The organism is Pseudomonas germanica, from assembly GCF_019614655.1.
Classification (GTDB): Bacteria; Pseudomonadota; Gammaproteobacteria; order Pseudomonadales; family Pseudomonadaceae; genus Aquipseudomonas; species Aquipseudomonas neuropathica.
This window is the reverse complement of record NZ_CP071586.1, coordinates 5,854,960-5,880,129: the sequence shown is the minus strand read 5'-3', so window position 1 is coordinate 5,880,129 and position 25,170 is coordinate 5,854,960. Positions and strand designations below refer to the sequence as shown.

Here is a 25,170-nt window from a genome sequence, read left to right as displayed (position 1 = left end):
GTGTTTCCCCTCGGAGTAGAGTCAGGCCTTCTGGCTGTGCAGGTTTTTCATCGCGCGGTTCCATTCACCGGCGAGGATATCCGGCAGCACGCCGAGGGCAAAGTCGATGCTGGCATCGAGTTTTTCCTGTTCGGCGCGTGGCGCACGACCCAGGACGAAATTTGAAACCATACTGGCGACGCCCGGGTGGCCAATGCCAAGCCGCAGGCGGTAGAACGTATTCTGATTGCCCAGTTGCGCAATGATGTCGCGCAACCCGTTGTGACCGCCATGGCCGCCGCCCTGCTTGAGCTTGGCAACGCCCGGAGGCAAGTCGAGTTCGTCATGCGCCACCAGAATTTCTTCAGGCTTGATGCGGAAGAAACCGGCGAGTGCCGCCACGGCCTGGCCGCTGCGGTTCATGTAAGTGGTGGGAATCAGCAGACGAACATCCTGACCCTGATGCGAATAGCGCCCGGTCAGGCCAAAATATTTGCGATCGGCCACAAGATTCACATTCTGTGCGTGGGCGATGCGCTCAACAAAAAGGGCCCCTGCGTTATGCCGGGTCTGGTCGTATTCGGCGCCTGGATTACCCAGGCCAACGATCAGTTTGATGGCAGTCACGATAGGGGCCCTTCCTTTGAGTGGTGAGTAACATCGCCGCAATCAGGCAAAGCGGCGAAAGTGGACGAAAAATGCTCATTTACCATGGATGTAAACTCCGCGTTCTCGCCCGCTTTCTCGCTACGTTCCAGTCCGCGATGTTACTTGCTCACTCAGGCTAAACAGAGTGAATTACTCTGCTGCGCCTTCTTCGGTAGCTTCTGGAGCAACGCGTGGAGCGTGTACGTTTGCAACAGCTTTGTCGTCACCGTGAGCCAGTGCAACGAACTCAACGCCTTTAGGGGCTTTGAGGTCGGACAGGTGGACGATTGCGCCGATTTCCAGAGCCGACAGGTCGACTTCGATGAACTCAGGCAGATCTTTCGGCAGGCAAGTTACTTCGATTTCGTTCAGGACGTGCGAGATCTCGCCGCCTTTCTTGATCGGAGCTTCTTCACCAACAAAGTGCACAGGCACGATAGCGGTCAGTTTCTGACCGGCTACGACGCGTACGAAGTCAGCGTGCAGAACGTGACCCTTGGACGGGTGACGTTGCAGAGCTTTGATGATGACGTTCTGCTTTTTGCCGCCAACGTTCAGTTCGATAACGTGGCTGTAGGCAGCTTCGTTTTCGAGCAGTTTGGCAACTTCTTTGGCCAGCATGCTGATGGATTCAGGGGCTTTTTCGCCACCGTAAACAACAGCTGGAACCAGAGCGGCGAGACGACGCAGGCGGCGGCTCGCACCTTTCCCCAGGTCGGAACGCACTTCAGCATTCAGAGTAAAATCGTTCATTTTGTATCTCCAAAATAGCCATGACCGAGTGGCGTTTGCGACCAGCGCCGAACACGGTATGGGCAAAAAAGCCCCGCCCCGGCAGGAATGCCGGGGCGGGGCGCTTTTCGTCAACGAGACATTTCGAGAAGGGCAGGGCCCTTAACGGAACATCGCGCTGATCGATTCTTCATTGCTGATGCGGCGAACCGCTTCGGCAACAACCGGTGCGATATCCAGTTGACGGATACGTGCACAGGCTTGTGCTGCAGCGGACAGCGGGATGGTGTTAGTCACCACCAGCTCGTCCAGCACGGAATTTTCGATATTCTCGATGGCCCGACCCGACAGCACAGGGTGTGTGCAGTAGGCAAAGACCTTGGCTGCGCCATGCTCTTTCAGGGCCTTGGCCGCGTGGCACAGAGTGCCGGCGGTATCGACCATGTCATCGACCAGAATGCAGGTACGCCCTTCGACATCACCGATGATATGCATCACTTCAGAGTGATTGGCTTTCTCACGGCGTTTGTCGATGATCCCGAGATCCACGCCCAGGGATTTGGCAACGGCACGTGCACGCACGACGCCACCAATGTCCGGGGATACGATCATCAGGTTTTCGAAGCGCTGATCTTCAATGTCATCCACCAGAACCGGGGAGCCGTAGATGTTATCTACCGGAATATCGAAGAAACCCTGAATCTGGTCAGCATGCAGATCAACCGTGAGAACACGGTCGATGCCGACTACGGTAAGCATGTCAGCAACGACTTTCGCGCTGATAGCCACACGTGCGGAACGCGGACGGCGATCCTGACGGGCATAACCAAAATAAGGAATAACAGCAGTGATACGAGTAGCCGAGGAGCGGCGGAAGGCATCAGCCATCACTACCAGTTCCATCAGGTTATCGTTGGTCGGGGCGCAAGTCGGCTGAATAATGAAAACGTCTTTACCGCGAACGTTTTCATTGATCTCGGCAGTAATTTCGCCGTCGGAGAACTTACCGACAGAGATGTCACCGAGAGGGATATGCAGCTGACGTACAACACGCCGAGCCAGATCGGGGTTAGCATTCCCCGTAAAGACCATCATCTTGGACACGCGCAGTACCTAGAGGCTGAGGGTAACCTGGATGAGTATAGAAAATGGCAGGGGCGGCTGGATTCGAACCAACGCATGGCAGGATCAAAACCTGCTGCCTTACCGCTTGGCGACGCCCCTGTATCTGTTGCATCAAGTGCCGTGCACTTGGTTCCTTTAGAGCAGACTTTGCAGCTTGCGGTGCAACATCGAAACGTTGCTGCCTTTGGCTACAAACCCTGTAAGGGTCTCTGTCAGAAGGGCCGAGACTTTATCAGCTTCAGCTTTGCTTGGGAAGCCCCCAAACACACAACTTCCAGTTCCGGTGAGCTTTGCTTCGGTAAATTTACCTAACAAATCCAATGCGTTACGTACTTCTGGATAACGCCTTGCAACCACCGGCAAGCAGTCATTTCGACTGTTTCCCTCGGGAACGGGGCGCACTTTAATGGGCGGCGTGTTACGTGTCAACAAAGGATCGGAAAAAATTTCTGCCGTACTTACAGAGACTTGCGGCACGAGCACCAGATACCACGGTTCTTCGGGATCCACGGGGGTGAGTTTCTCGCCCACGCCCTCGGCAAACGCCGCGTGGCCACGGACGAAAACCGGTACGTCGGCCCCCAGCGAAAGGCCCAGTGCGGCCAGGCGATCTTCATCCCAGCTCAACTGCCACAAATGATTCAGGCCGAGCAAAGTCGTCGCCGCGTTCGAACTGCCGCCACCGATGCCGCCGCCCATGGGCAGGACTTTATCAATCCAGATATCGATGCCGAGCGTGCAACCGGACTGTTGCTGGAGCATTTTTGCTGCACGCACGATCAGGTTGCTGTCATGCGGCACGCCGGCGAACTCGGTGTGCAGTTGAATCACACCGTCATCACGCACGGCAAAAGTGATTTCATCGCCGTAATCGACAAACTGAAACAGCGTCTGCAACTCGTGATAACCGTCTTCACGGCGACCGAGAATGTGCAGCATCAGGTTGAGTTTGGCCGGCGACGGCAGGGTCAGGCGTGCAGCGGTCATGGGTTACTGCCCCAACTTGCGCGGTTGCCAGGTCTTGATCACCAGCGTCACGTCGAGGTCATTGCCGTGCAGTTTGATGCGCTCGGGCAACCAGTAACCGTTTTGTTCGGTGTAAGCGGTGTATTCGACCTTCCAGCCATCCTGTTCCAGGTTGGCCAGACGGCTGTCGGCGTCCAGGTTCAGGCGACTTTTGCTGTCTGGAGCGGGCAGGCCACGCACCCACCAGGCCAGATTCGACACCGGCAGTTTCCAGCCAAGCTGTTCTTCGAGCAAGGCTTCCGGGGACTGCGATTCGTAGCGCCCCTGATTGGCGACTTCCAGCGACACTTTGCCCGGACGCCCGGTCAGTCGCGCGGCGCCACGACCCAGCGGGCCGGACAAACGAATGTCGTAGTAATCCTGACGTTGCAGCCAGAACAGCGTGCCGCTACCGGAATCTTTCGGTGCGCGGATACCGATCTTGCCGTCGATCTGCCAGCCATCAAGGCCGGTCAGCTGTTGTTTGTTAGCGGCCCATTGAGCCGGACTGCCGTGGCCCTCGACCGATTCGCGGGTACCAAAACCCGAGCAGCCGGCGAGCAGGGCGATGAAGCTGAAAACAATAACGTGGCGCGAAAACATGGGTTAGAGAGTCTCGGATCCGGTCAGGCGCTTGATGGTGCTGCGCAGAATGGTGCTGTCGGGCTGATCCTTGAGGAATTTGCCCCAGATTTGTTTGGCTTCACGCTGGTTGCCCTTGGTCCACAACACTTCACCGAGGTGCGCGGCGACCTCGTGATCAGGGAAGCGCTCCAGCGCCTGACGCAGATATTTCTCGGCGTCATCCAGATTGCCCAGGCGGTAATTCACCCAGCCGAGGCTGTCGAGTACGGCTGGGTCTTCCGGATTGATCTGGTGCGCCTGCTCGATCAGCGCTTTCGCTTCAGCGTAGCGTGTGGTGCGGTCGGACAAGGTGTAGCCGAGCGCGTTAAGCGCCATGGCGTTGTCCGGATCGCGCTTGATGATCAGGCGCAGGTCTTTTTCCATCTGTGCCAGATCATTGCGTTTTTCCGCGAGCATCGCCCGGGTGTAGAGCAGATTCAGGTCGTCCGGGTATTGCTGCAAGGCGTGTTGCAATACTTTCCAGGCCTTGTCGTCCTGTTTGTTGGCCGACAGGGTTTCCGATTCGATCAGATAGAGCTGAATCGCGTAATCCGGTTGCTCGTCGCGCTGGGCGGCGAGTTTGCTCTGCGCTTCAGCGGTCTTGCCGTTGTTCATCAAGATATCGGCCTGACGCAATTGCGCCGGCAGATAATCATTGCCCGGGCCAACCTGGGCGTATTCGATAAGGGCGCCTTGCGGGTCGTTGCGCTCTTCAGCGATGCGACCGAGGTTCAGGTGCGCCGAATCGACGTGACTTTCGCGGGCGATCAAATCTTCCAGATAACCCTTGGCCTCGTCCCAGGCCTTGGCTTCCAGGCAGACCAAGGCCAGCGAGTAACGCAGTTCGTCGTCTTCCGGGTATTGCTGAACCAGACTGGAAAACTCGGCCTTGGCGTCGTCCATGCGGTCTTGCTCAACCAGCATGCGCGCGTAAGTCAGGCGCAGGCGTTTGTCGTCCGGGTACTTCTTGATGCTTTTTTGCAGCAGGGGCAGCGCTTCGTCGCCACGGTTCAGCAATTGCAGCAGGCGCGCGCGCAGCAGAATCGGGGCGATCTCGCCTTCTTCCGGCGGGTGGTCTTCGAGCAATGCCAGTGCGGCTTTGTTGTCGCCGTCCTGTTGCAACAACAGGGCCTTGCCGAAAATCAGCTGGCTGTTGTTCGGATGGCGCTGCAACAAACGGTCGAAACTTTTCATCAGGCCGTTACGGGTTTCCTGATCGGTATCGGCGGCCGACAGCGCGAGGAAGTCGAAATGGGTATCGCCCTTACCCTGCAGGACTTTCTCCATATAGACCATCGAGTCGTCATAACGCCCGGCACGCGCCAGTTGCACGGCCGCGGCGCGTTGCGCTTCGAGGTCGTCCGGGGCGTTTTTCGCCCAGATCAGCGCGGTATCGAGGGCCGGTTGATCGGCGCCCAGATATTCGGCGATACGGAACGCACGCTCGGAGACACCCGGATCCTGGGTGTTGATGGCCTGGGTTACGTAGTTATCCAGGGCAATGTCGAAACGATTGCGCTGGCCGGCGAGTTCGGCGCTCAACAGGCTGAAAACGGTTTCCTCGCTGAACGAGCTGTAAACCTTGGGCTTTTCAGGCGCGGGCGTGGTGTCTTCGACCGAAGGCGTACCGTCCGGCGAAACGGGCGCCAAGGCCTGGCAGCCGCTGAGGAAGACAAAAGCGAGGAGCAACGCGGAAGATCTATTCATATAGGAAGAGGACGACTAACCTGCGGTCGGATCATCATGACACAAGCCTTCGGCCAAACATAACCGAGACTCAATTGTGCCCATTATAGGGGCTGACGATTGGGACAATAGTCAGCGGTAGTTGTTCTGAATCTTTCGAAGGTGGACAATTGCCGGCTTCACGTCACCATCAGCGACCTTGAATGGCCTTCCTTGCACTCGGTATCAACCACAAGACTGCTTCAGTAGACGTCCGCGAGCGCGTGGCTTTTACTCCTGAACAGCTGGTGGAGGCCTTGCAGCAGCTCTGCCGACTGACCGACAGCCGCGAAGCTGCGATCCTCTCCACCTGCAATCGCAGTGAGCTTTATATAGAACAGGATCAGCTTTCGGCCGATATCGTGCTGCGCTGGCTGGCCGACTATCACCATTTAAGCCTCGATGAGCTGCGCGCGAGTGCTTATGTGCATGAAGATGATGCGGCAGTTCGTCACATGATGCGCGTCGCCTCCGGGCTCGACTCGCTGGTGCTGGGCGAGCCGCAAATTCTCGGTCAAATGAAATCGGCCTACGCCGTGGCCCGCGAGGCCGGCACCATCGGGCCGCTGCTGGGGCGGCTGTTTCAGGCAACCTTCAATGCCGCCAAACAGGTACGCACCGACACCGCCATCGGTGAAAACCCGGTATCAGTGGCGTTTGCCGCCGTCAGCCTGGCCAAGCAGATTTTCAGTGATTTGCAGCGCAGTCAGGCTTTGTTGATCGGCGCCGGCGAGACCATCACTTTGGTCGCCCGCCATTTGCACGAACTGGGCGTCAAGCGCATCGTCGTTGCCAACCGCACTCTGGAACGGGCCAGTCTGCTGGCCGAGCAGTTCGGTGCTCACGCGGTGTTGCTCTCGGACATCCCGGCCGAACTGGTGCGCAGCGATATCGTCATCAGTTCAACCGCCAGTCAGTTGCCGATTCTTGGCAAGGGCGCGGTGGAAAGCGCATTGAAACTGCGCAAGCACAAACCGATCTTTATGGTCGACATCGCCGTTCCCCGGGATATCGAGCCGGAAGTCGGCGAGTTGGACGACGTTTACCTCTACAGCGTTGACGATCTCCACGAAGTGGTCGCCGAAAACCTCAAGAGCCGCCAAGGCGCAGCGCAAGCCGCCGAAGAGATGGTCTCGGTCGGCGCTGACGATTTCATGGTGCGCCTGCGCGAACTGGCGGCGGTCGATGTGCTCAAGGCCTATCGTCAACAAAGCGAACGCCTGCGCGACGAGGAGCTGCAAAAAGCCCTGCGCCTGCTGGCCAATGGCGGCAACGCCGAAGACGTGCTCGGACAACTGGCCCGTGGCCTGACCAATAAACTGTTGCATGCGCCCAGTGTGCAACTGAAAAAGCTTTCTGCCGAAGGCCGCCTCGATGCGCTGGCCATGGCCCAGGAACTCTTTGCCCTCGAGGGCTCACCGGATAGCTTTTCGGATAAAAAACCGCAATGAAAGCGTCACTGCTCAATAAGCTGGACATCCTCCAGGACCGTTTCGAGGAACTGACCGCGCTGCTCGGCGACGGCGAAGTCATTGCCGATCAGGCCAAATTCCGCGCTTATTCCAAGGAATACGCCGAACTTGAGCCGGTGGTACAAGGCTATAAAAAGCTGCTCAGCGTACAAAGCGATCTTGAAGGCGCGCAGGCGCTGCTCAAGGACAGCGACCCGGACATGCGTGAAATGGCCGTGGAAGAAGTCCGCGAAGCCAAGGAATTGCTGATCACCCTGGAAGCCGACCTGCAACGCATGTTGCTGCCCAAGGATCCCAACGACGGCCGTAACGTCTTTCTCGAAATCCGTGCCGGCACCGGTGGCGACGAGGCGGCGATCTTCTCCGGCGACCTGTTCCGCATGTACTCGCGTTACGCCGAGCGGCGCGGCTGGCGTGTCGAGATCCTGTCGGAAAACGAAGGCGAACACGGTGGCTATAAAGAAGTCATCGCCCGCATCGAAGGCGACAACGTTTACGGCAAGCTGAAATTCGAATCCGGTGCGCACCGCGTACAGCGCGTGCCTGCTACCGAATCACAGGGCCGTATCCACACCTCGGCCTGCACCGTGGCGGTATTGCCCGAGCCGGACGAGCGCGAAGCCATCGAGATCAACCCGGCGGATTTGCGCGTCGATACGTTCCGCTCCTCCGGGGCCGGCGGTCAGCACGTTAACACCACCGACTCGGCGATCCGCATCACGCACATACCGACCGGCACTGTCGTCGAGTGTCAGGAAGAACGTTCCCAGCACAAGAACCGCGCTCGGGCGATGGCCTGGCTGTCGGCCAAACTCAACGATCAGCAAACCGCAGCGGCGGCCAACGCGATCGCCAGCGAGCGTAAATTGCTGGTTGGCTCGGGCGACCGTTCCGAGCGAATTCGTACCTACAACTTTGCTCAGGGCCGGGTCACTGACCATCGCGTCAACCTGACCCTGTACTCCCTTGACGAAATTCTTGCCGGTGGCGTTGAAGCGGTGATCGAGCCATTGCTGGCCGAATACCAGGCTGACCAACTCGCAGCGATAGGTGAATAAATGACCATCATTGCCAGCCTGTTGCGTGCCGCGCAATTGCCGGATTCACCGACTGCGCGTCTGGATGCCGAGTTGCTTCTCGCCGCTGCACTGGGCAAATCGCGCAGTTTTCTGCACACCTGGCCCGAGCGCATCGTGCCGAGCGAAGCGGCGCTGACTTTTGCCGAGTACTTGCAACGCCGCCGTAGCGGTGAACCGGTGGCTTATATTCTCGGGCAGCAGGGCTTCTGGAAACTCGATCTTGAAGTCGCGCCGCACACGCTGATTCCGCGTCCTGACACTGAATTGCTGGTGGAAGCGGCGCTGGAGTTGCTCCCCGCGACGCCGGCCAAAGTGCTCGACCTCGGCACTGGCAGTGGCGCAATTGCGTTGGCCTTGGCCAGCGAACGTCCGGCGTGGAAAGTCACTGCCGTGGATCGCGTACTCGAAGCCGTGGCCTTGGCCGAACGCAATCGTCAGCGTCTGCATTTGAACAACGCCACGGTGCTGAGCAGTCATTGGTTCAGCGCGCTGGAAGGTCAGCGTTTCCAGTTGATCATCAGCAATCCGCCGTACATCGCTGCGGCCGATCCGCATCTGGTCGAGGGCGATGTGCGCTTCGAACCGGCCAGTGCGCTGGTTGCCGGTGAGGATGGACTCGACGATCTGCGTTTGATCGTCGCGCAGGCTCCGGAACATCTGGAGGCCGCTGGCTGGCTGATGCTCGAACACGGCTATGATCAAGCCGAAGCCGTGCGCGATTTGCTGTTCACGCGCGGTTTTGAAGAGGTCCACAGCCGCACCGATCTGGGCGGCCATCAACGCATCAGTCTGGGGCGCCTGCCGTGCTGAATGATCAGGAATTGCTGCGCTACAGCCGGCAGATTCTGCTGCAACACATCGACATCGATGGGCAACTGAAGCTCAAGGACAGTCGCGTGTTGATCGTCGGCCTCGGCGGTCTCGGTGCACCGGTTGCCTTGTATCTCGCGGCGGCGGGTGTCGGTGAATTGCATCTGGCGGATTTCGACACGGTCGATCTGACCAACCTGCAACGCCAGATTATTCACGACACCGACAGCGTCGGTATGAGCAAGGTCGACTCGGCGCTCAAGCGTTTGACGGCGATCAATCCAGAAATCCAACTGATCGCTCATCGTCAGGCACTGGACGAGGATTCTCTCGCTGCTGCCGTGGCGGCGGTGGATCTGGTGCTCGACTGTTCCGATAATTTTTCCACCCGCGAAGCGGTCAACGCCGCGTGTGTGGCGGCGTGCAAACCTTTGGTCAGTGGCGCGGCGATTCGGCTGGAAGGGCAGTTGTCGGTGTTCGACCCGCGTCGTGCCGAGAGTCCGTGTTACCACTGTTTATATGGGCACGGCAGCGAAGCCGAACTGACTTGCAGCGAAGCCGGTGTGGTCGGGCCGCTGGTCGGCCTGGTTGGCAGCCTGCAAGCACTGGAAGCTTTGAAGGTTTTGGTCGGTTTTGGCGAACCACTGGTGGGGCGCTTGTTGTTGATCGATGCCCTCGGTTCGCGTTTCCGCGAGTTGCGGGTCAAACGCGATCCGGGTTGCAGCGTCTGTGGTCCGCGCCATGCGTGAAGCGCCGATCGGCGTGTTCGACTCCGGCGTCGGCGGCTTGTCGGTACTGGCGGAAATCCAGCGTTTGCTACCCAATGAATCGCTGCTCTATGTCGCTGATTGCGGGCACATTCCCTACGGTGAGAAAACCCCTGAATTCATTCGCCAGCGCTGCAGCGTGATGGCCGGGTTTTTCCGCGAGCAAGGCGCCAAGGCCTTGGTCATCGCGTGCAATACTGCGACGGTCGCGGGTGTCGCCGATCTACGCCGTGATTTCCCTGACTGGCCGCTTGTCGGCATGGAGCCTGCGGTCAAACCTGCCGCTGCCGCGACCCGCAGCGGAGTGGTCGGTGTGCTCGCCACCACCGGCACGTTGCAGAGCGCCAAGTTCGCCGCACTGCTTGATCGCTTTGCCACCGACGTGCGCGTGATTACTCAGCCATGTCCCGGTCTGGTCGAGCTGATTGAAAGCGGCGATCTGCACAGCGCCGAGTTGCGCCAGTTGCTGCAAGGGTATGTCGAGCCACTGTTGGCCAGCGGTTGCGACACGATCATTTTGGGCTGCACCCACTATCCCTTTCTCAAGCCGATGCTCAAGTCGATGATCCCCGCGGACATTAGCCTGATCGATACTGGCGCTGCTGTGGCGCGGCAACTTCAGCGGCTTTTGGCGGAGCGCGATTTGCTCGCTGTCGGCCCGAACCAACCGGTCAGATTCTGGACCAGCGCCGATCCTGAGTACTTCAAAAACATCCTGCCACTGCTCGGACAAAACGCTGGCGAAGTGCAAAACTTCGACTTGTAAAAAAATTGTGAAATAACTAAAAAATCAGCTGAACTTCTAAGTAGGCGCCAGCTTCTATAGCGAAGAGTTATCTAGAAAACCAAACGATCGTTCCGGAAAAGGAAGTTTCAACGTGAAGCGACTATTCTGCTTGGCCGCGATTGCGGCCGCACTGATGGGGCAAAGTATTACTGCACAAGCGGCAGGTGTTGAGTTTGCGGTGGGGGCCACCAGCGACTCGACCATGACGTACCGCTTGGGCATGAATTTCGACTGGGACAAGAGCTGGCTGCAAAGTGACGTCGGTCGCCTGACCGGTTACTGGAGCGGGGCTTACACCTACTGGGAAGGCGACAAGACCTCCAGTAACAACAGCCTGTCGTTCTCGCCGGTATTTGTTTATGAGTTTGCCGGTGAATCGGTCAAACCGTATGTCGAGGCGGGGATCGGCGTAGCCGCGTTCTCCAATACCAAGTACGAATCCAATAATCTCGGCGGCTCTTTCCAGTTCGAAGACCGCTTCGGTTTTGGTCTGCGTTTCGATGGCGGACATGAAGTCGGGATTCGTGCGACGCACTATTCCAACGCCGGTCTGGCCAGTGACAACGACGGTGTAGAAAGTTACTCGCTGCATTACACGATGCCGCTCTAACGGCTAAACGCTTGACCCCTGTGGGAGCGAGCCTGCTCGCGAAAGCTGTTTCATGTTCAACGAAGATGTTGAATGAAAGACCGCTATCGCGAGCAGGCTCACTCCTACATTTGTTTTGGGGTGTTCTTGTGATCAGCGGTAGGCAGTCGTGATGCCTTTGCGTTCTTCAATGCACTCCGGCGCGCCCATCTCGAACTCGCGGCAAATCAGCGGACGCTTCTCATAGATCGTGCACATCATCGTGTCGCGATCCAGCGCCGCGCACCAGCCGTCATCCAGACGCAGCATCACTTCGCCGCCCCACTCATCGGTATCGATAAAGCGATCAGGCACGCCAGTGTCGGTGATCAGCATCACTTCGAGCTGGCAACAACACGCCGCGCAGGTCGAGCAAGTGACCGCCGGTTCCGTGATTTGTTGGTGGGGAATGGTCTTCATGGTCGGCAGTGTAAGGCAGTGGCCGGCACACGTGTGAAAGGTCTGACAGACGCTCAGTGCGCCAGCCGCCGAGCCATCGTATGCAGCAACGGAAACAGCAGCGCCCAGAGCAGGCCGATACCGATCAGCGTCGGCAGTTCGCCATAGGGAAATTGCACCCCGGCCAGGCGCCCGCCAGCGTAATACGACAGCGCGCCGCCGACAGCGCCGAGTAAGCTCGCCAGCCACCAGGGCCGCGCGCTCCAAGCCAGGCAATGGCGCAAGGTGGTCGCCAACAACGCCCAGAGCAACATCAGCCACAACGGAATTAGCGGCGACTGATCCTGAAACGCGAACACCCCGGCACCGCGCAACACACTGTCGACAGCGGTGCCGACAATCACCACGCTGAGGATCAAACGCCCCTCAGCCGCCCAACTGCTGACCCAGCACAGATGGATCACCAGCACCGCCAGCGCGACCAGCAACCACAGGCTGTTGCCGCCGAGCACGCAAGTCAGCCAGCCGATCTGGAACAGTACGGCATTGGCGACACGCTCAAGCATCGAAGCGTCCGAGCAGCGGCGCAGTCATTGCGGCGGGTTTGGCCAGTAGCAACTGCGCGGTGCCGATGGTGCGTTCGAGGAAACCGCCCTCGCAGTAACACAGGTAAAACTCCCACAGCCGCAGGAAATAATCGTCATAGCCCAGTTCGCTCAAGCGGCCATGGGCGCGGCGGAAGTTCTCGTGCCACAGGCGCAGGGTGCGGGCGTAGTGCAGGCCGAAATCTTCCATGTGCAGCAGGTTCATGTCGGTGTCGCGGCCGACCACTTCGAGCATTTTCTGCACGCAGGGCAGGGCGCCGCCGGGGAAGATGTAGCGCTGGATGAAATCGACGCCGCGCTTGGCCTGTTCGTAACGCTGCTCGCGGATGGTGATCGCCTGGATCAACATCAGGCCGTTGCTCTTGAGCAACTGCGCGCACTGTTTGAAGTAGGTCGGCAGGAAGCGGTGGCCGACGGCTTCGATCATCTCGATCGACACCAGTTTGTCGTATTCGCCGGTCAGGTCGCGGTAGTCCTTGAGCAACAGCGTGACGCGATCCTGCAAACCCAGTTGTTCGATGCGTTGCGCGGTAAACGCGTACTGCTCTTTCGACAGGGTCGTGGTGGTCACGCGGCAGCCATAATGTTGCGCGGCATACAGCGCCATGCTGCCCCAGCCGGTGCCGATCTCCAGCAAATGGTCGCTGGGTTGCAGCGCGAGCTTCTGACAGATCCGCTCCAGTTTGTTCAGTTGTGCCTGTTCGAGGCTGTCTTCCGGGGTCAGGAATTGCGCTGCGGAATACATCATGGTCGGGTCGAGAAACTGCTCGAACAGATCGTTGCCAAGGTCGTAGTGCGCGGCGATGTTCTTCTGCGAACCCTTGCGCGTGTTGCGGTTGAGCCAGTGCAGACCTTGCACCAACGGCCGGCTGAGACGGGCCAGACCGCCCTCCATGGCATCGAGCACGTCGAGGTTGCTGACGAACACGCGGACCACGGCCGTCAGATCCGGCGAACTCCAGTAGCCGTGGATAAAGGCCTCGCCGGCGCCAATCGAACCGTTCCCGGCAACCATGCCCCAGACGGCCGGATCGAGCACATGGATTTCCCCGAGCAAAGCACTGCCCGGGGTACCGAACATCAGGCGTTCGCCGTCCTCGACCACCAACAGTTGCCCGTTTTTCAACTGAGCCAATTGGCGCAGCACGCCACGGCGCAGCAGCGACCCGGTCAAACCGTTGGTGCTGAGCCGACTGACCGACAGACTAGAGGATTTCATGGCGGTGCTCCTTGGGAGGCACAGTGGCTGTTTGAAAACTGCCGTCGGCAGTCTGATGAGCAAAAATCGGTGCGCGTTTGAGCAGCAGTCGCAGCGCTTGCCAGTAAATGGCCAGGGCGGTTTTCGCGGTCATCCACGGAAAGCGCCGCAGGTAACGATGCAGGCTGCGCCGGTCGAGGCTTTCGCGTTGCAGATTGAGCGTCGCGTCGAACAGTTTGTGCTCGCCCTGCCAGTCAGCCATGTGCACGCCGAGTTTTTGCGCGGCGGGGCTGAAGCTCATGCGGTATTCGAGATCGCGCGGCAGAAACGGCGAAACGTGAAAGGCTTTGGCCACGGCAAAGTGCTGATGGAAATCCTGCAGATTGACCGGCGGGCGCGCCGGCAACACATAGTGATAGCGCTCGCCCCACGGCGTGTTGGTGACTTCACAGACGATCGCCGCCAGTTGCCCGTCCGCCTCATGGCAGTAAAAGAAACTCACCGGGTTGAACGACAGCCCCCAACTGCGCGCCTGGGTCAGCAGGCAGATCGAGCCTTGCGGTTCGTGGCCGATGGCGATGCCGACCTGCTGGCGTACGGCATCGATCAGGCGTATGCCACGGCCGGTAAAGGTCTTCAGGTAGTCAGTCTCGCGAAATGAAAACGGCGCAAAGCGACTGCGTCCGGCCAGCGGCGACAGTGCAAGCACGGCGTCCTGTTCGCTGAGATCGAGGTAGAGCAAGCCGATCCGGTAACGGAATTCATGGCGGCGCGGCGAAAAACGCCGATGGCCGATCCAGCCGCTATACAGGGCGCTGTTCATAAGCTTTCCCCGAACGCGGCGGCCACGCGCAAGGCGCTGACGACACCGTCCTCATGGAAACCGTTGGCCCAATAGGCGCCGCAATAATGTGTGTGTTGCGCGCCATCCAGCTCGCCCCAGCGCTGCTGCGCGGCCACGGCCGCGAGGCTGAACTGCGGGTGGGCGTAGGTGTAGCGGGCAAGCACTTTGTCGGGGCTGATGCCGGCACTCTGATTGAGGCTGACGCAGAACGTGGTGTCGCTCTGAATGCCCTGCAGAATGTTCATGTCGTAGGTGACGGCGGCGTGAGTATGGCCAGCGCCGCTGAGTCGATAGTTCCAGCTGGCCCAGGCAAGTTTGCGCGTTGGCAGCAAACGCGTGTCGGTGTGCAGCACTACTTCGTTGTCGGCATAGGGCAGGGCACCGAGGATCGCGCGTTCGGCTTCGCTGGGCACCGCCAGCAGTTTCAGCGCCTGGTCACTGTGACAGGCGAACACCACCCGATCGAAATGCTCGAGGCCTGCCGGGCTGTGGATAACTACGCCATGCACATCGCGATCGACCCGGGTGACCGGACAATTGAGCCGAATCCTGTCCTTGAACGCGGCCGTCAGTGGCGCGATGTAAGCGCTCGAGCCGCCTTCGATGACTTGCCATTGCGGCCGATCACTGACTGACAACAGCCCGTGATTCTTGAAGAACCGCACAAAAAACTGCAGGGGGAAGTTGAGCATTTCCGCCATCGGCATCGACCAGATCGCCGAACCCATCGGCACGATGTAATGCAGGATGAAACGTTCGCCGTAGCCGCCGGCCTTGAGGTATTCGTCGAGGGTGGTGTCGGCGGCAATGCGCAGTTCGACGAGGTCACGCTGGGCTTCTTTATTGAAGCGCAGGATGTCGCGCAACATGCCCCAGAACCCCGGCGACAACAGATTGCTGCGCTGGGCGAAGAGGCTGTTGAGGCTGTTGCCGTTGTATTCCAGGCCGGTGTCCGGGTCGGTTACCGAAAAACTCATTTCGGTCGGTTTGAACGCCACGCCAAGCTGGCCGAGGAGGCGGATAAAGTTCGGGTAGGTCCAGTCATTGAACACGATGAAGCCGGTGTCCACGGCGTAGGGCTGCCCTGCGACGGTGACGTCTACCGTGTGCGTGTGGCCACCGACCCAGTCGCCCGCCTCGAACACCGTCACTTCATGGCGGCGATTGAGCAGGTAAGCGCAGGTAAGCCCGGCGATGCCGCTGCCGACGATGGCAATTTTCATGTCGGATCCGTCAGCGGAGGCGACTTGCGCACCATGCGCTTGCCGATGGCCAGTTGCACGCGTGCCGGCAGTTTCGACAGCGGCCACAGCGCGGCCATGAACAGCGCCGGGAAGGCGATTTCCAATGGCCGATCTTTGAGCTTGGCGAAGATGTGCCGCGCGGCTTTATCCACAGGCCAGCTCAACGGCATGGGGAAATCGTTTTTCGCGGTCAGCGGTGTTTCCACAAAACCGGGGCTGACCACGGTGACTTCAATGCCTTCGTCGGCCAGATCGATGCGCAGCGATTCGAACAGGTAACGCAATCCGGCCTTCGAGGCGCCGTAGGCTTCGGCCCGTGGCAGCGGCAGGTAGGTGACCGAACTGGCCACGCCGATCAGATGCGGCGCGGTGCCTTTGCGCAGCAGCGGCAGCGCGGCCTCGATGCAGTAGCTGCTGGCGAGCAGGTTGGTGCGCACCACATGCTCGATGATCGAGGCGTCGAACTGCTTGGCATCGACGTACTCGCAGGTGCCGGCGTTGAGAATCACCGAATCCAGCGAACCCCAATCCGTGGCGATCTGCTCGCCGATTTCGCGAACCGTCTGGCTGTTGGTCAGGTCCCCCGGCACCACCAGAACTTGCCCCGGATAGCGTTGCGACAAGACCTTGAGCGGGGCGATCTGACGGGAACTGACCGCCAGGTGCGCACCGGTTTTCAGGATCTCTTCAGCCAGCGCCGCGCCGATGCCACTGCTGGCCCCGGTCAACCAATAGCGCCGTGGAGGTGTACGACTCATCCCATTCTCCTTTTCAGCCAGGCGATGACCCGGCCCAATACTGGCAAGTGTTCATACAGCAGCGCCCCGGCATCGAAATAATCCCGATGGCGATAAACCTTGTCGTGCCAAAGCAGGTGCGAGCAGCCGCTGACACGAATCACACGGCCACCCGCCAGGCGCGGATGGCGATAACTCATGACCCAACGCAGGTAGCCTTCGCAGTCGCCGATCTGGTCGAAACCATGAAAATCGAAGCGCAGTTCGCTGACGTTGGCGTACAGCTCGCCGAAGTAGTCGCGCAATTGCGCCAACCCTTGCACCTCGTGCAGTGGGTCGGTGAAGTGAATGTCATCGCTGTACAGCTCGCCGAGGTTTTGCAGGTTGTCTTTGTTCAACGCTGAAAATTGCCGGGCGAAGCGGCGCAGGAATTCACTCATCATCGCCTCCGGAAGACGTACGCGAAGGCAGGTTCTTGAAGGCGGCCAATGCGCGCTGGCGCGAAGTGCTGAGGTTGACGATCGGCGACGGGTAGTTCGCCACGCCGAACAAACCACCGACGTCGGCCGGGTTGTGCACTTCTTTCTTGTTGAGAGCCGCCAGTTCCGGTAGCCAGTGCTTGATGAACAGGCCTTCGCTGTCGAACTTTTCCGACTGGCTCAACGGATTGAAGATGCGGAAGTACGGAGCCGAATCGGTGCCCGTCGACGAGCTCCATTGCCAGCCGCCGTTGTTCGCCGCCAAGTCGCCATCAATCAGGTGACGCATGAAAAAACGCTCGCCTTCGCGCCAGTCGATCAGCAGGTTTTTGGTCAGGAACATCGCCACGATCATGCGCAGGCGATTGTGCATCCAGCCGGTTTCGAGCAATTGGCGCATGGCCGCGTCGATAATCGGCAGACCGGTGCGCGCCTCTTGCCACGCGGCGAGATCGTCCGGCGCATCACGCCAGGCCAGCGCTTCGGTTTCCGGGCGAAACGCGCGGTGCCGCGAGACCCGTGGATAGCCGACCAGAATATGCTTGTAGAATTCGCGCCACAGCAGCTCGTTGATCCAGGTAACCGCACCGACCTTGCCGCTCTCGAACTCGCCCTGATTGCTCTGCAGGGCGGCGTGCAGGCATTGGCGCGGCGAAATCACCCCGGCAGCGAGGTATGCCGAGAGCTGACTGGTGCCGGGCTTGGCCGGGAAGTCGCGTTCGCTTTGGTAGTAGTCGATCTGCGCGTCGGTGAAGGTGTCGAGACGGCGCCGGGCTTCCTGTTCGCCGGCCGGCCACAGATCGCGCAGGGTTTGGCTCGGTGTGGCGAAGCCTTTGACGGAGTCGGGAATCAGGTCGCTGTCGATGGCAAGTTTTGCCTGTTTGCCTGGTGCCTTGACCAACGCAGGCATCGAGCGGTGCAAGCGTTCATAACAGACTTTGCGGAACTGGCTGAACACCTTGAAGTAACTCTCGGTCTTGGTCAGCACGCTGCCGGGTTTGAACAGCAACTGATCAAGGTAGCTGTGAAACGTGATGCCCTCGGCCTTCAGCATGTCCGCCACCGCTGCATCGCGACGGCTTTCATGGACGCCATATTCTTCGTTGACGTGGACGGCTTCAATCTTCAGTTGCCGACAGAGCTTGAGCAGTTCCGCTGGGGCTTGATCCCAATGCGCGGCAGTACGGATCAGCAACGGAATATTCAACGCGGCGAGGCTTTTGCTCAGCTCATCGAGGTTGCGCAACCAGAAGTCGACCTTGCACGGCGCATCGTCATGTTCCAGCCACTGCTGCGGACTCAACAGGTACACGGCGACCGTCGGGCCGCGCGCTGCGGCGGCCGCGAGGGCGGTGTTGTCATGTTGGCGCAAGTCGCTGCGCAGCCAGATCAATTGCATGTCGGCACTCACGGCGTCCATTAAATCAGCCCGCGCTGAACGAGTTCCTGGTGCGCAAGAAGCGCGTCTTCCGCCAGGAACACATCAGCCATCTCGGAGGTTTTTACGGACAACTCGGCGTGGTGGATGCATACCGTTGGTCCGACCAGCATTTTTGGGCAACTGACTCCGTTCAACAGCTTGGGCAACTGCGCAAGGTTCATGGCTTTGCTGGAATACAGCAGTACGCCACGGGCCTGCAGGTGTTCGACCGCCAGCGCCAGTTCGGTGGCCGGCAGCGGCCAGTCAAACACTTGCACCGGACAATCGGCGCTGCTGATCAGCCACGCGCACAGCCACAGATGAGGTTCCAGTGGCAGGTCGGAGTGATTGATCAACAACAGCGGGGCGCCATGTAGCTGACGATTGTTATGGTAGATGCGTGTGCCGAATTTGCTGCGTAGCCACGAATAAAAGAACACCCGCTCCATCTGCGCGCCGAACTGGCCTTGCCAGCGCTGCTCCAGTTCCGCCAGCAGCGGCATCAGCAATTGCTCGCACAGCGTGCGTGGCGGGTAGAGCGCCATGGCCTGATTGACGCTGTCGTCGAGGCTGCGTTCATTGAGCTGCGTGACGGCCGCCAGCAATGTCTGGCGCAAATGCTGCCAGTCGTTTTCCACCGATTCGCTGAACGCCTGTGGTGCGTCGAGCAGCGGCTTGACCTGACTGACGGCAACACCACGATTAAGCCAGGTGAGGATGGTCAGGATTTGCTGCACATGTTCGGCCGAATATAGTCGGTGGCCCTTGGGCGTGCGTTGTGGCACGACCAACCCGTAGCGGCGCTCCCACGCGCGCAGGGTGATCGCGTTGACGCCGGTCTGCCGCGCGACTTCGCGAATCGGTAGCCAGCCCTCGTCGAGGGCTTTCTTAAAATCCGCGCCAAGGTCTTCCTGGGCGCTGGTATCCATTTTGTCGTTCATTAGATTGCGTTTCGCAGGCTGAGGTTTTCCGGGTGCGGTTGCAGGTAAACCTGTTGCGCGATGTAGGAATCCGGATGGAGGCGAAAGTGATGCTTGAGCAACGTCAACGGCACCACCAGCGGCACGATGCCCTGGCGGTATTGGCCGATGACGTGTTGCATTTCCTGTTTGTCTTCGGCGCTGATCGCCTGCTTCAGATAACCGCTGATGTGCAGCAGGACATTGCTGTGAGTGCCGCGCGTGGCACATTTCTTCAGGGCGGCCATCAGTTCGCTGAAATAGCGCGGGCCGAGTTCGGCGGGATCGGTGTCGGCCATATTGCCCAACAACTTGCCCAGCGTTTTGTATTGCAGTGGGTTGTGCGCCATCAGCAAGTATTTGTAGCGCGAATGGAATTCGGTGAGGGCGCGACGGCTCAGGCCATTGGCGAGGACCTGTTGCCATTCGCTGTAGGCGAACACACGGGTGATGAAGTTCTCACGCAGTACCGGATCGTTGAGGCGCCCGGCTTCTTCCACGGGCAGATCCGGGTGCTGTGCGCAGAACGCCTGGGCGTAAATCCCGCGCCCGCCGCCGTTCACCGGGGCGCCGTTGGCGTGGTAGACCTTGACCCGTTCGAGGCCGCAGGACGGCGACTGCTGCATGAAGATGTAGCCGCAGATGTCATTCAGCTCGGCGGCCATTTTTGTGCCGTACTCGGCCAATGGCTGAGTGACGTTGATCGACGGGTTTACCGTGCCGACCGCTTGCGGATGCTCGGCCTCGCCGACAAGGCGGATCGGCTCGCGCGGGATGCCCATACCGATCGCGACTTCCGGACACACCGGGACGAAATCGAAATGTTCGGTGAGGGTGCGGCTGCACAGGCGGGATTCCTTGTGTCCACCGTTGTAGCGCACCTCGGCGCCCAGCAGGCAGGCGCTGATGGCGATTTTGGGTTTGGCTGCGCAAGAGTCAGACATGGGCACCTCGAATCCATACCTGTACAGAGGTTGATCTCTGTACAACTTTGCTCAGCATAGATTCATGGGTGTACAAGTCAAATGGTTTGTATAACTTTTTCGGTTGAGCGCGGTTCATTGTGGGAGCGAGCTTGCTCGCGAATACGGATTAACATTCAACAAATTCATTGATTGACACACCGTTTTCGCGAGCAAGCTCGCTCCCACAGGGGACGGTATTTACTTCCAGCCCTGCAGCCATTCAGCGTTGTTTTGTAGTGTCTGCCAATCGAGTCGCTCCGCACGCTGGGTCAACACCGCCTGCAACTCAACTTCCAGCACCGTGCCTTCCTCGTCGCGAAACAGCTCGGTCACCAGAAAGTGTTTTTCACGATTCTGCGGGTGGGCTGCTGTCCATTTCGACAGCAGCAATTTACGCGGATTGATGCGGTTCATTGCAGGTGTTCGTGCAAGCGTCGCGCAGCTTCCTGGCCACTGAGCCAAGCGCCTTCGACGCGCCCGGACAGGCACCAGTCGCCGCAAGCATACAAACCCAGATCGGCATCGGCCAGGGTGCCCCATTCGTGGCCCGTCGCCGGACGTGCGTAGAGCCAGCGGTGGGCGAGGCTGAAGGTTGGCGCGGGCATGGCGCTGTGCAGCAATTCGGCAAAAGCACCGTGCAGTTGCTCGATCACAGCTTCCTTGGACAGATCGATGTGCTGCCGGCTCCACGCGCTGCTCGCATGCAGCACCCAGGTGTCGAGGCTGTTGTCACGTCCGGGCTTGCTGCGGTTGCGTGCCAGCCAGTCGAGCGGACTGTCCTGCACGAAGCAGCCTTCAATGGGCGTATCCAGCGGTGTGTCGAAGGCGAGGGCGACAGCCCAGGTCGGGTCCATTTTCACCCCGGCGGCGGCCCCGGCAAGTTTCGGGGCTGCGGCCAGCAAGGCTGTCGCTTGAGGGGCCGGCGTGGCGATCACCACGTGGCTGAACGGGCCATGGGTGAAGCCTTCGGCGTCCTGCAGATGCCAGTGTTCTTCACCGCGAAAGACCTCGGTGATGCGGCAGGCAAAGTGCACTTCCAAGCCATCGAGCAGTCCACGAGTGATGGCGCTCATGCGTGGCGTCCCGACCCAGCGCGTCTGCTCGTCCGGCGACAGATTCAGTTGCCCGCCCTGATACGTGTAGAGCTGCGGTGTCCACTCGGCGACCCAGCCCAGGCTTTGCCAGCGCTGCACTTCGGTGACGAAGCGCCGATCACGCGCGGTGAAATATTGCGCGCCCATGTCCAGTGAACCGGCGTCGCTGCGTTTGCTCGACATGCGCCCGCCGCTGCCGCGACTTTTATCGAACAATTGCACGGTATGCCCGGTCTCTGTCAGAGCCTGGGCGGCGGAAAGTCCGGCGATGCCGGTGCCGATGATTGCGATAGGTACAGTCATAGGGGCCTCGTTTACCTTTCTGTACAGACTACGCCGTGGATGAAACCTGTACAATTTTGTTTTTTGGTATAACTTCTAGCGTTCTCGATCTGACAGCTTGGCCTATGGTTAAACAATAGAGCCTGCCCGATAGAAAAGATCCCTGCTTTTAAAAATAGACTAGTGATCCGGGTTAAACGCCACGCGAGGAAGATGTCATGCACATATTGCTGACCGGCGGTACTGGTTTGATCGGACGTGCGCTCTGCCGATACTGGTTGGAGCAGGGGCATCGCTTGACGGTGTGGAGCCGCAAACCGGAGAAAGTCGCGAAAATCTGTGGTGCGCAGGTGCGGGGTATTGCGCGTCTGGAAGACCTTGGCGAGGAGCCTGTGGACGCGATCATCAATCTTGCCGGTGCGCCGATTGCCGATCGGCCGTGGACCCATCGACGCAAAGCGTTGCTGTGGAGCAGCCGTATCACGCTCACGGAAACCCTGTTGACCTGGCTCGACACGCGCGCGCAGAAACCAGCGTTGCTGATCTCCGGATCAGCCATTGGCTGGTATGGCGATGGCGGTGAGCGCGAATTGACTGAAGATTCGCCGCCGGTGATCGACGACTTCGCCAGTCAGTTGTGTATTGCCTGGGAGGAAACCGCACAGCGTGCCGAGACACAAGGCATTCGCGTGGTGCTGGTGCGAACGGGTCTGGTGCTGTCGGCCGAGGGCGGCTTTTTGTCGCGCTTGCTGTTGCCGTTCAAACTCGGGCTCGGCGGGCCTTTGGGCAATGGCCGGCAGTGGATGCCGTGGATTCATATCAACGATCAAATCGCCCTGATTGATTTTCTTCTGCATCGTGATCAGGCCAGTGGTCCTTATAATGCGTGCGCGCCGAAACCTGTGCGCAATCGCGAATTTGCCAAGACGCTGGGCAGCGTGTTGCACCGCCCGGCGTTCATGCCGATGCCGACCCTGGCGCTGAAGGTCGGCCTCGGTGAGATGTCATTGCTGTTGCTCGGCGGCCAGAAGGCTATGCCGGCACGCTTGCTGGAAGCGGGTTTCACTTTCCAGTTCACGGATTTACGCGCGGCCCTGGACGATCTTTCCAGCCGCCTCTGAAATAGGACGTTGCATGACCGATCACGCCTTGCTTCTGGTCAACCTGGGTTCCCCGGCCTCAACCTCAGTGGCCGATGTGCGCCGCTACCTCAATCAATTCCTGATGGACCCGTACGTGATCGACCTGCCGTGGCCGGTGCGGCGTTTGCTGGTGTCGCTGATCCTGATCAAGCGCCCGGAGCAGTCGGCCCACGCCTATGCGTCGATCTGGTGGGACGAAGGTTCACCGCTGGTGGTGCTCAGCCGGCGCCTGCAAGAGCAGATGAAGGCGCAATGGAAGCAGGGGCCAGTGGAGCTGGCGATGCGTTATGGTGAGCCGTCGATTGAAACCTGCCTGCTGAAACTGGTGGCGGCGGGGCACAAGCGCATCACGCTGGCACCGCTGTATCCACAGTTCGCCGACAGCACCACGACCACAGTGATCGAAGAAGCCAAGCGGGTGATCCGCGAAAAGAAACTCGACGTGCAACTGTCGGTACTGCAGCCGTTCTACGATCAGCCGGAATACCTGGATGCGCTGGTCGAAAGCGCCCGGCCGCATCTGCAGCAGGATTACGATCACTTGCTGCTGAGCTTCCACGGTCTGCCTGAGCGGCACCTGACCAAACTCGATCCGACCGGCAATCATTGCTTCAAGAATGAAGACTGCTGCAAGAACGCCTCGCCTGCGGTATTGGCGACCTGTTATCGCGCGCAATGCCTGCGTACTGCGGCGTTGTTCGCTGAGCGCATGGGCCTGCCGGATGGCAAATGGTCGGTATCGTTTCAGTCGCGTCTGGGCCGGGCCAAGTGGATCGAACCCTACACCGAGGCACGGCTGGATGAGCTGGCGAAAAGCGGCGTGAAGAAAATACTGGTGATGTGCCCGGCGTTTGTCGCCGATTGCATCGAGACGCTGGAAGAGATTGGTGATCGCGGCAAGGAACAGTTCCGCGAAGCGGGGGGCGAAGCGGGGGGCGAAGAGTTGGTGCTGGTGCCGTGCCTGAATGACGACCGGCAATGGGCTAAGGCGTTGGCAACCCTCTGCGAAAGAGCGCCGCTGGCCCTGTGATGATCGTTCCCACGCTCCGCGTGGGAACGCAGCCCGTGACGCTCCGCGTCACTGGACGCAGAGCGTCCCTAGAGGCATTCCCACGCAGAGCGTGGGAACGATCAGATCTAAAGGCTTAGATCAGCGGCTCATCCGCCTTCTTGTTCTTCCAGCCATCATTGCCCGGCAGAATCAGGTTCAGCGCAATCGCCACCACCGCGCACAACGCGATGCCTTTGAGGCCGAAGTCGTCTGGACCGGTGCCGGTGCCGACCAGCACACCGCCAATGCCGAACACCAGCGTCACCGACACGATCACCAGATTGCGCGCCTCGCCCAGATCGATCTTGTGACGGATCAGGGTGTTCATCCCCACCGCCGCGATCGAGCCGAACAGCAAGCACAGAATCCCGCCCATCACCGGCACCGGAATGCTCTGCAGCAGCGCGCCGAACTTGCCAATGAACGCCAGGCTGATAGCGAAGATCGCCGCCCAGGTCATGATTTTCGGGTTGTAGTTCTTGGTCAGCATCACTGCGCCAGTCACTTCCGCGTAGGTGGTGTTTGGCGGGCCGCCGAACAGACCGGCGGCGGTGGTGGCAATGCCGTCACCGAGCAGGGTGCGATGCAGGCCGGGCTTCTTCAGATAGTCGCGACCGGTCACGCTACCGACGGCAATCACGCCACCGATGTGTTCAATGGCCGGAGCCAATGCCACTGGAACGATGAACAGAATCGCCTGCCAGTTGAATTCCGGCGCGGTGAAGTGCGGGATCGCAAACCATGGCGCTGCGGCAATCTTCGCGGTATCAACGACACCGAAATAGAACGCCATGGCAAAACCGACCAGCACGCCGGAAATGATCGGCACCAGGCGGAAGATGCCTTTACCGAACACCGCCACGATCAATGTGGTCAGCAATGCCGGCATCGAGATCAGCATCGCGGTCTGGTAATGGATCAGTTCAGAACCGTCGCCAGCCTTGCCCATCGCCATGTTCGCGGCAATCGGCGCCATGGCCAGGCCGATGGAAATGATCACTGGACCAATCACCACCGGTGGCAGCAAGCGGTCGATAAATCCGGTGCCTTTGATCTTCACGGCAAGACCGAGGAAGGTGTAGACGAAACCGGCTGCCATCACACCGCCCATGGTCGCAGCAAGGCCGAACTGGCCCTTGGCGAGAATGATCGGGGTGATGAAAGCGAAGCTCGACGCCAAAAACACCGGCACCTGACGCCCGGTGACGATCTGGAACAGGATCGTCCCAAGACCTGCGGTAAACAGTGCCACGTTCGGGTCCAGGCCCGTGATCAGCGGCATCAGCACCAGGGCGCCGAAAGCCACGAACAGCATCTGGGCGCCGGACAACACCGTACGCCAGAGCGGATCGTTGAACTCTTGCTGCATG

At 59.6% G+C, this 25,170-nt stretch carries 27 protein-coding genes and 1 tRNA gene; 8 read left to right on the top strand and 20 right to left on the bottom strand.

Translation table 11 applies throughout. The features are described 5' to 3' along the window. Positions 1 to 21: 21 nt before the first annotated feature. The 7 genes from pth to J0G10_RS25990 all read right to left on the bottom strand — a co-directional run bounded on the left by pth (position 22) and on the right by J0G10_RS25990 (position 5,820). Positions 22 to 606, bottom strand: a complete 585-nt coding sequence (gene pth / locus J0G10_RS26020) for an aminoacyl-tRNA hydrolase (RefSeq protein ID WP_008079560.1) — start codon at positions 604 to 606, stop codon at positions 22 to 24. 171 nt (positions 607 to 777) lie between these two features. After that, a complete protein-coding gene (locus tag J0G10_RS26015) occupies positions 778 to 1,380 on the bottom strand; it encodes a 50S ribosomal protein L25/general stress protein Ctc (RefSeq protein ID WP_095050602.1) in 603 nt (200 codons plus the stop codon). A gap of 141 nt (positions 1,381 to 1,521) precedes the next feature. Beyond that, positions 1,522 to 2,463 carry a ribose-phosphate pyrophosphokinase gene (locus J0G10_RS26010; protein ID WP_003171603.1) on the bottom strand — a complete coding sequence of 314 codons (942 nt, stop codon included), beginning with the start codon at positions 2,461 to 2,463 and terminating at the stop codon, positions 1,522 to 1,524. A gap of 45 nt (positions 2,464 to 2,508) precedes the next feature. Then, positions 2,509 to 2,583 (bottom strand) — tRNA-Gln (locus J0G10_RS26005). A 36-nt stretch (positions 2,584 to 2,619) separates the two neighbouring features. Further along, the gene (ispE, locus tag J0G10_RS26000) at positions 2,620 to 3,471 is read right to left on the bottom strand and encodes a 4-(cytidine 5'-diphospho)-2-C-methyl-D-erythritol kinase (RefSeq protein WP_095050603.1); all 852 of its coding nucleotides are present in this window, start codon (positions 3,469 to 3,471) and stop codon (positions 2,620 to 2,622) included. 3 nt (positions 3,472 to 3,474) lie between these two features. Further along, positions 3,475 to 4,092: a lipoprotein insertase outer membrane protein LolB gene (lolB, locus tag J0G10_RS25995; protein ID WP_220556988.1), complete on the bottom strand. Its 618-nt coding sequence runs from the start codon at positions 4,090 to 4,092 to the stop codon at positions 3,475 to 3,477. Between the two features lie 3 nt (positions 4,093 to 4,095). Continuing rightward, positions 4,096 to 5,820: a tetratricopeptide repeat protein gene (locus J0G10_RS25990; RefSeq protein WP_095050605.1), complete on the bottom strand. Its 1,725-nt coding sequence runs from the start codon at positions 5,818 to 5,820 to the stop codon at positions 4,096 to 4,098. A 182-nt stretch (positions 5,821 to 6,002) separates the two neighbouring features. On the opposite strand from J0G10_RS25990, the gene hemA reads away from it, so the two are divergent. The 6 genes from hemA to J0G10_RS25960 all read left to right on the top strand — a co-directional run bounded on the left by hemA (position 6,003) and on the right by J0G10_RS25960 (position 11,363). Continuing rightward, positions 6,003 to 7,289, top strand: a complete 1,287-nt coding sequence (hemA, locus tag J0G10_RS25985) for a glutamyl-tRNA reductase (RefSeq protein ID WP_007951716.1) — start codon at positions 6,003 to 6,005, stop codon at positions 7,287 to 7,289. Next, the gene (gene prfA / locus J0G10_RS25980; protein ID WP_095050606.1) at positions 7,286 to 8,368 is read left to right on the top strand and encodes a peptide chain release factor 1; all 1,083 of its coding nucleotides are present in this window, start codon (positions 7,286 to 7,288) and stop codon (positions 8,366 to 8,368) included. Before hemA ends, prfA begins: the two co-directional genes overlap by 4 nt. Next, positions 8,369 to 9,199 carry a peptide chain release factor N(5)-glutamine methyltransferase gene (gene prmC / locus J0G10_RS25975; protein WP_220556987.1) on the top strand — a complete coding sequence of 277 codons (831 nt, stop codon included), beginning with the start codon at positions 8,369 to 8,371 and terminating at the stop codon, positions 9,197 to 9,199. Then, positions 9,193 to 9,948, top strand: a complete 756-nt coding sequence (locus J0G10_RS25970; RefSeq protein WP_095125793.1) for a molybdopterin-synthase adenylyltransferase MoeB — start codon at positions 9,193 to 9,195, stop codon at positions 9,946 to 9,948. The genes prmC and J0G10_RS25970 overlap by 7 nt, the downstream gene beginning before the upstream one ends. Next, entirely contained in the window at positions 9,941 to 10,732 is a 792-nt protein-coding gene (murI, locus tag J0G10_RS25965; RefSeq protein ID WP_095050609.1) for a glutamate racemase, read from the top strand. Before J0G10_RS25970 ends, murI begins: the two co-directional genes overlap by 8 nt. A 112-nt stretch (positions 10,733 to 10,844) precedes the next feature. Then, positions 10,845 to 11,363 (top strand): acyloxyacyl hydrolase, encoded by a 519-nt coding sequence (locus J0G10_RS25960; protein ID WP_220556986.1) that lies wholly within the window; start codon positions 10,845 to 10,847, stop codon positions 11,361 to 11,363. A 132-nt stretch (positions 11,364 to 11,495) separates the two neighbouring features. Here the strand turns inward: J0G10_RS25960 and J0G10_RS25955 are convergent, their stop codons facing one another. The 12 genes from J0G10_RS25955 to J0G10_RS25900 all read right to left on the bottom strand — a co-directional run bounded on the left by J0G10_RS25955 (position 11,496) and on the right by J0G10_RS25900 (position 21,628). Then, positions 11,496 to 11,801: a YkgJ family cysteine cluster protein gene (locus J0G10_RS25955; protein ID WP_077574517.1), complete on the bottom strand. Its 306-nt coding sequence runs from the start codon at positions 11,799 to 11,801 to the stop codon at positions 11,496 to 11,498. A gap of 53 nt (positions 11,802 to 11,854) precedes the next feature. Further along, a complete protein-coding gene (locus J0G10_RS25950) occupies positions 11,855 to 12,346 on the bottom strand; it encodes a DUF2878 domain-containing protein (RefSeq protein WP_095050611.1) in 492 nt (163 codons plus the stop codon). After that, positions 12,339 to 13,604 carry an SAM-dependent methyltransferase gene (locus tag J0G10_RS25945; RefSeq protein WP_093441411.1) on the bottom strand — a complete coding sequence of 422 codons (1,266 nt, stop codon included), beginning with the start codon at positions 13,602 to 13,604 and terminating at the stop codon, positions 12,339 to 12,341. The genes J0G10_RS25950 and J0G10_RS25945 overlap by 8 nt, the downstream gene beginning before the upstream one ends. After that, a complete protein-coding gene (locus J0G10_RS25940) occupies positions 13,591 to 14,406 on the bottom strand; it encodes a DUF1365 domain-containing protein (RefSeq protein ID WP_095125790.1) in 816 nt (271 codons plus the stop codon). Before J0G10_RS25940 ends, J0G10_RS25945 begins: the two co-directional genes overlap by 14 nt. After that, on the bottom strand, positions 14,403 to 15,650 hold the full coding sequence (locus J0G10_RS25935; RefSeq protein WP_220556985.1) for an NAD(P)/FAD-dependent oxidoreductase: 1,248 nt from the start codon (positions 15,648 to 15,650) through the stop codon (positions 14,403 to 14,405). The genes J0G10_RS25940 and J0G10_RS25935 overlap by 4 nt, the downstream gene beginning before the upstream one ends. After that, a complete protein-coding gene (locus tag J0G10_RS25930) occupies positions 15,647 to 16,429 on the bottom strand; it encodes an SDR family NAD(P)-dependent oxidoreductase (protein WP_093441397.1) in 783 nt (260 codons plus the stop codon). Before J0G10_RS25930 ends, J0G10_RS25935 begins: the two co-directional genes overlap by 4 nt. Beyond that, a complete protein-coding gene (locus tag J0G10_RS25925) occupies positions 16,426 to 16,848 on the bottom strand; it encodes a nuclear transport factor 2 family protein (RefSeq protein ID WP_093441392.1) in 423 nt (140 codons plus the stop codon). The genes J0G10_RS25930 and J0G10_RS25925 overlap by 4 nt, the downstream gene beginning before the upstream one ends. Further along, positions 16,841 to 18,286 (bottom strand): deoxyribodipyrimidine photo-lyase, encoded by a 1,446-nt coding sequence (gene phrB, locus J0G10_RS25920; protein ID WP_220556984.1) that lies wholly within the window; start codon positions 18,284 to 18,286, stop codon positions 16,841 to 16,843. Before phrB ends, J0G10_RS25925 begins: the two co-directional genes overlap by 8 nt. 20 nt (positions 18,287 to 18,306) lie before the next feature. Then, positions 18,307 to 19,248, bottom strand: coding sequence for a MerR family transcriptional regulator (locus tag J0G10_RS25915; RefSeq protein WP_095050616.1), 942 nt, complete (start codon positions 19,246 to 19,248; stop codon positions 18,307 to 18,309). Continuing rightward, positions 19,248 to 20,210 (bottom strand): YbgA family protein, encoded by a 963-nt coding sequence (locus J0G10_RS25910; protein WP_095050617.1) that lies wholly within the window; start codon positions 20,208 to 20,210, stop codon positions 19,248 to 19,250. Before J0G10_RS25910 ends, J0G10_RS25915 begins: the two co-directional genes overlap by 1 nt. A gap of 219 nt (positions 20,211 to 20,429) precedes the next feature. After that, positions 20,430 to 20,645 (bottom strand): TIGR02450 family Trp-rich protein, encoded by a 216-nt coding sequence (locus J0G10_RS25905; RefSeq protein WP_093441373.1) that lies wholly within the window; start codon positions 20,643 to 20,645, stop codon positions 20,430 to 20,432. Further along, positions 20,642 to 21,628, bottom strand: a complete 987-nt coding sequence (locus J0G10_RS25900) for an NAD(P)/FAD-dependent oxidoreductase (protein ID WP_095050619.1) — start codon at positions 21,626 to 21,628, stop codon at positions 20,642 to 20,644. Before J0G10_RS25900 ends, J0G10_RS25905 begins: the two co-directional genes overlap by 4 nt. A 197-nt stretch (positions 21,629 to 21,825) precedes the next feature. Here J0G10_RS25900 and J0G10_RS25895 point away from each other — a divergent pair, with 197 nt between their 5' ends. Both J0G10_RS25895 and hemH read left to right on the top strand, forming a co-directional pair. Next, the gene (locus J0G10_RS25895) at positions 21,826 to 22,728 is read left to right on the top strand and encodes a TIGR01777 family oxidoreductase (protein WP_095125784.1); all 903 of its coding nucleotides are present in this window, start codon (positions 21,826 to 21,828) and stop codon (positions 22,726 to 22,728) included. Positions 22,729 to 22,741: 13 nt separating this feature from the next. Further along, positions 22,742 to 23,779 (top strand): ferrochelatase, encoded by a 1,038-nt coding sequence (hemH, locus tag J0G10_RS25890; protein ID WP_220556983.1) that lies wholly within the window; start codon positions 22,742 to 22,744, stop codon positions 23,777 to 23,779. A gap of 115 nt (positions 23,780 to 23,894) precedes the next feature. Here hemH and J0G10_RS25885 read toward each other — a convergent pair whose 3' ends face one another. After that, positions 23,895 to 25,169: a uracil-xanthine permease family protein gene (locus J0G10_RS25885; protein ID WP_077574503.1), complete on the bottom strand. Its 1,275-nt coding sequence runs from the start codon at positions 25,167 to 25,169 to the stop codon at positions 23,895 to 23,897. Position 25,170: the final 1 nt, after the last annotated feature.